We start from the raw sequence: 4,973 nt of genomic DNA on the forward strand, positions 1-4,973 counted from the left end.
CTGGCCCAGCAGCACCGACACCGTGGGCGTGTCCAGCGTGACCAGGTCGGCCAGGCAGCGGGCGATTTCGCCGGCCAACCCGCCCTCCTCGGCTTCGGCCGACAAGGCCGGGCCGGCGGTGTCGATGACCAACACCAGCGGCAGCCGCAGTTCCCCGGCCAGCGCCATGCCGCGGCGGGCCTCACGTAGCGACGCCGGACCGACGATCCCGCCGACCACGCGCTGTTGGCCGAGCACCACCGCAGGCTGACCGGCGAACCGGGCCAGCGCGAGCAGGGTGGTTGCTGCCTCGCCTTGCTCGGTGCCAGACAACAGCACCTGATCGGTGCAGCCATGCCGGAGCAGGTGGCGCACACCGGGCCGGTCCGGCCGCCGCGATGCCACCACCGAATCCCACGCCGGCACATCAGGTATCGGCTCGGTTGGCGGCAACGGCGGGGCAGGCTCGGGATCGTCGGCGAGCACCGTCAACGCGCGATCCAGTGTGTGGCGCAGCTCTTCGAGCGGGACCACGCTGTCGATCACCCCGTGGCGCTGCAGGTTTTCCGCGGTCTGAACACCAGGAGGAAACGGTTCGCCGTAGAGCTGCTCATAGACCCGCGGGCCCAGGAAACCGATCAGCGCGCCGGGCTCGGCGATGGTGATGTGTCCCAGCGAGCCCCACGACGCGAACACCCCGCCGGTGGTCGGGTGGCGCAGGTAGACCAGGTAGGGCAGGTGTGCCTGCTTGTGCAAGGTGACGGCTGCGGCGATCTTGACCATCTGCAGGAATGCGACCGTGCCTTCCTGCATGCGGGTGCCGCCGGAGCTCGGCGACGCCAGCAGCGGCAATCGCTCCGCCGTCGCCCGTTGCATCGCGGCGGAAATCCGTTCGGCCGCCGCCACACCGATTGAGCCGCCGAGGAAGCCGAATTCGCAGACCACCACTGCCACCCGGCGGTCGAAAACGCGGCCTTCCCCGGTCAGCACGGACTCGTCGATGCCGGTAGCGGCTCGGGCGGCGGCCAGTTCGCGAGCATAGGACTCCGAGGCGGGCACCGGCGTCGGCGCGGTGTCCCAGCTGACGAACGACCCGTCGTCGAGCACCGCGTCGCGCAGTTCGTCGATTCCCGTGCGGCGCATCGCTTGAGGGTAGCCAGGCCAGTTGGTGTGTCGCCTCACGTGGACTTGGCGGAAGGCGGCCGACTGGGCGTTGGTGACGTCCGAACAGTGACGCCCGGTTCAGGTCACCTCGGCTGGTGCCGGTACTGCGGGTAGGTGGTTGCCTGCGCGGCGCAGCATCGGCGCGAACGTGAGCCAGATGACCAGCGATCCCACCGACAGCCCGCCGAGCAGCATGAAAGCGGTTGGGAATCCCCATATTTGGGCGACATAGCCACCGAGCACCGGGCTCAGCGCGGCGCCGAGACCCTGGGCGGCCATGATCGCGCCCTGGCCGATGTTGATGTGTCCGGTGCCGTCGAGCAGGCGAGCCACCAGCCCGGGCACCGCCACCGAGAGCATGCCGGCGCCGACGCCGTCGAGCACCTGGACCGGAATGACACCCCAAGTGGTGATCACGCCCGCGGCGATGAGCCCACGGACAGGCAGGGCGCTGAACGCGATCAGTATGGCCAGCCAGTAGCCGCGGGTTTGAGCGATCCGCATGGCCACCAGCGAGGCGACGATCATGACGGCCTGGGCGACGACGACCGTGCTGGCCACCGTGATGAACGGGTTGGCGTGAGTGGCGACCACGGCCAGCCCGTAGAGCGGCAGCATCGCGGCGTTGCCCAAGTGGAACAGCACCACCGCGGCGGCCAACGCCAACAGCGGCCGGCATTCGATGAGCACTCGCAGCTTTTTGACCGGGGTCTGCTCGTTGTTCAGCGCCTCGCCGCGGGCGATGTGGTGGTCGATGCGGCCGGGTGGGATCGCCAGGGTTGCTGCGATGGCGACCACCGCGAACGCCGCGGCCAGCCAGAACACGCCGGAGTAGCCGAATACCCAGCCCAGTAGCCCACCCAGCGCAGCGCCGGCCATGTTGCCGGCGTGGTTGTAGGCCTGGTTGCGACCGTTCTGGCTGACGAACCCGGCCTGGCCGAAAAGACCGAGCGTGATGCCGATGACCGCTGGGGCGATGGCTGCCCCGGATATACACATGACGGCTTGCGCGGCGGCGACCACCCAGAAGTGGTGGTTGGTCAGAATCACCGCCGAGGCGGCGACGGCGGCCATGCCGACGCCGATGACGCAGGCCCGCTTGTGGGTGGTGGCATCGACCAAAGCTCCGGCGGGCGCGACGGCCACCATGCCGACGATGGCGCCCAGTGTGATGACCGTACAGATGGTCCCGGTGTTCCAGCCACGGCTGGCCAGCAGAACCCCCAGAAAGGGTCCCATGCCGGCCTCCATGTCGGCCATGAAAAAATTCAGCGCCTGCAGCGCGGTCCGATCACGCGTTCGCACCGTCGGCGCGACGAAGTCCTCGGCTGGCACGCCTTGATTCTTCCGGCATTGCAGCGGGACGTCGCAATATGACGCGGGCCACCCGGCGTAGACCTAGCCCGTTAGGCTGGCGCGCATGATCGGTGTTACCCGCGTCGAAGCCGTCACTACCATTGAGCTGCAGCGCGCCGAGCGGCGAAACGCCCTGAATTCCGAGCTCGTCGAGGAGCTTCGCGAAGCCATGGAAAAAGCCGCCGCCGAGAACGTGCGCGCCATCGTGTTGACCGGTCAGGGCACGGTGTTCTGCGCTGGCGCCGACCTGAGCGGCGACGCGTTCGCTGCCGACTATCCCGACCGGCTCATCGCATTGCACAAAGCGATGGATGCCGCGCCGATGCCAGTGATCGGCGCGATCAACGGCCCTGCCATCGGCGCCGGCTTGCAGCTGGCGATGCAGTGCGATCTGCGGGTAGTTTCCCCCGACGCGTTCTTCCAATTCCCCACCTCGAAATACGGTCTGGCACTTGATAATTGGAGCATCCGTCGACTGTGTTCGCTGGTCGGTCATGGCCGGGCGCGGGCGATGCTGCTGGCCGCCGAAAAGCTGCCGGCCGACGTGGCGCTCCAGACGGGCATGGCCAACCGGATCGGCTCGGTGGCCGATGCGCAGGCATGGGCGGCGGAGATCGCCGCGCTGGCGCCCTTGGCGCTGCAGCACGCCAAGCGCGTGCTCAACGACGACGGCGCGATCGAGGAAGCGTCGCCGGTCCACAAGGAGCTGTTCGACAAGGCGTGGGCCAGCCAGGATGCGATCGAGGCCCAGGTCGCTCGCATGCAGAAGCGGGCACCGAAGTTTCAGGGAGCCTGACCGCCATGCTGCGCGGACCACTGCGGGTAGTGGCAGGTACGGCCACGTTGGCGGCAGGCGGGTGGGCGCTACGGGCACTGCACGGCGCCCCGGCCGCCCTCGGCGCCGACCCGGCCACGATCCGTAAGGTGGCCGAGCGTTCACCAAACTATCGAGACGGCGTCTTCGTCAACCTCGACCCGGCTTCGCTGTTCAACCTCGACCGTGAGCAGCAGCAGCTGATCGTGCGGGAGATCATCGGAGCACGGAAAATCACCCGGCCGCCCGTGCCGATCCCGCTCGCCCGGCCGGGGATGATCGACGACCGCCCGGGCCGGCTTGCGGTGACCTGGTTCGGCCACGCCACGGCGCTGCTGGAGATCGACGGTTACCGGGTGCTCACCGATCCGGTGTGGAGTCACCGCTGTTCGCCATCCGACGTGGTGGGCCCGGAGCGGCTGCATCCGCCGCCGATGCCGGTGGATGCTCTGCCCGCCGTCGACGCCGTGGTCATCAGCCACGACCATTACGACCATCTCGACATCGACACCGTCATCGCGCTGGCCCACAGCCAATGGGCCCCGTTCGTCGTGCCGCTGGGTGTGGGAGCGCATCTGCGCGCCTGGGGCATCCCGGAGGAACGGATCATCGAACTGGACTGGTTCGAGCGCACCCACGTCGACGAGCTCACCCTGATTTGCACGCCGGCACGCCATTTCTCGGGACGCTTTTTGAGCCGCAACAACACGCTGTGGGCGTCGTGGGCGCTGATCGGGCCCAACCGCCGCGCATACTTCGCCGGCGACACTGGCTATACCAAGGGCTTTGCTCAGATCGGCCGCGACTACGGGCCGTTCGAGCTGACGCTGATGCCGGTCGGCGCTTACAACAAGGCGTGGCCGGACATCCACATGAATCCCGAGGAAGCGGTCAACGCCCACCTGGATGTCAGCAGCTCAGACTCCGCGCTTTTGGTGCCGATCCACTGGGGCACCTTCCGGCTGGCGCCGCATCCGTGGGCCGAGCCGATCGAGCGCCTAGTGCCCGCCGCCGACGCGGCAGAGGTTCGGGTTGCGGTGCCCAAACCCGGTGAGCGCGTGGACGCCGAGGAACCCGCCCAACCGATCCCGTGGTGGCGTCCGTAAGCCGCTGCGCGAAGCTCCTCCGAAGCCTGTAAGTCCGCAATCGTTTCGACGTCAGACCCCACCCTTATGATCGAATACATGTTCGATGACGCCGCGCGCCGGGAGGTGATTGCCCGGTTTGATGAGATGTTTGAGCGGCGTCATCCCACGACCACCTCGGCGTCGGTGGCGCTGGTGGAGCGGATCTGCTCAGCGACGCGGGCGGAAAACCGGGCCGCGGCTGAGCAACTGGTCGCGATTGGCGAGTTGTTTCGCTACCGGCTCTCCCGCTGCTCGGAAACCGAGGAGTGGGCCATTGACACCGAGGAAGCGGTGACCGCGGAGGTGGCCGCCGCGTTGCGGATCAGCCAAGCATTGGCGGGCAGTCGGCTGCGCTATGCCCGGGCCATGCGCGAGCGGCTGCCTCAGGTGGCCGAGGTGTTTAAGGCCGGGGATATCGGGCTTCGGCTGTTTCAGACCATCGTGTTTCGCACCGATTTGATCACCGACCCGCAGGTGTTGGCCGCGGTCGACGCCCAGCTGGCGGTGACGGTGCCGCGCTGGCCGTCGCTGAC

The 4,973-nt window shown here is 68.1% G+C and carries 5 protein-coding genes; 3 read left to right on the forward strand and 2 right to left on the reverse strand.

The features are described from left to right. A partial coding sequence (locus ACFE99_RS22745; RefSeq protein ID WP_375488804.1) for a carboxyl transferase domain-containing protein occupies positions 1 to 1,122 on the reverse strand: 1,122 nt, incomplete at its 3' end. Positions 1,123 to 1,221: 99 nt separating this feature from the next. Next, positions 1,222 to 2,478, reverse strand: a complete 1,257-nt coding sequence (locus ACFE99_RS22750) for an MFS transporter (protein ID WP_375488806.1) — start codon at positions 2,476 to 2,478, stop codon at positions 1,222 to 1,224. Between the two features lie 85 nt (positions 2,479 to 2,563). On the opposite strand from ACFE99_RS22750, the gene ACFE99_RS22755 reads away from it, so the two are divergent. The 3 genes from ACFE99_RS22755 to ACFE99_RS22765 all read left to right on the forward strand — a co-directional run. Continuing rightward, the gene (locus ACFE99_RS22755; protein WP_375488808.1) at positions 2,564 to 3,295 is read left to right on the forward strand and encodes an enoyl-CoA hydratase; all 732 of its coding nucleotides are present in this window, start codon (positions 2,564 to 2,566) and stop codon (positions 3,293 to 3,295) included. A 5-nt stretch (positions 3,296 to 3,300) separates the two neighbouring features. Then, positions 3,301 to 4,419 carry an MBL fold metallo-hydrolase gene (locus tag ACFE99_RS22760; protein ID WP_375488810.1) on the forward strand — a complete coding sequence of 373 codons (1,119 nt, stop codon included), beginning with the start codon at positions 3,301 to 3,303 and terminating at the stop codon, positions 4,417 to 4,419. 78 nt (positions 4,420 to 4,497) lie between these two features. Continuing rightward, on the forward strand, positions 4,498 to 4,973 hold a 476-nt coding region (locus ACFE99_RS22765), incomplete at its 3' end, for a DUF222 domain-containing protein (protein ID WP_375488812.1).

It is taken from the genome of uncultured Mycobacterium sp. (genome assembly GCF_964249325.1).
Taxonomy (GTDB): domain Bacteria; phylum Actinomycetota; class Actinomycetes; order Mycobacteriales; family Mycobacteriaceae; genus Mycobacterium.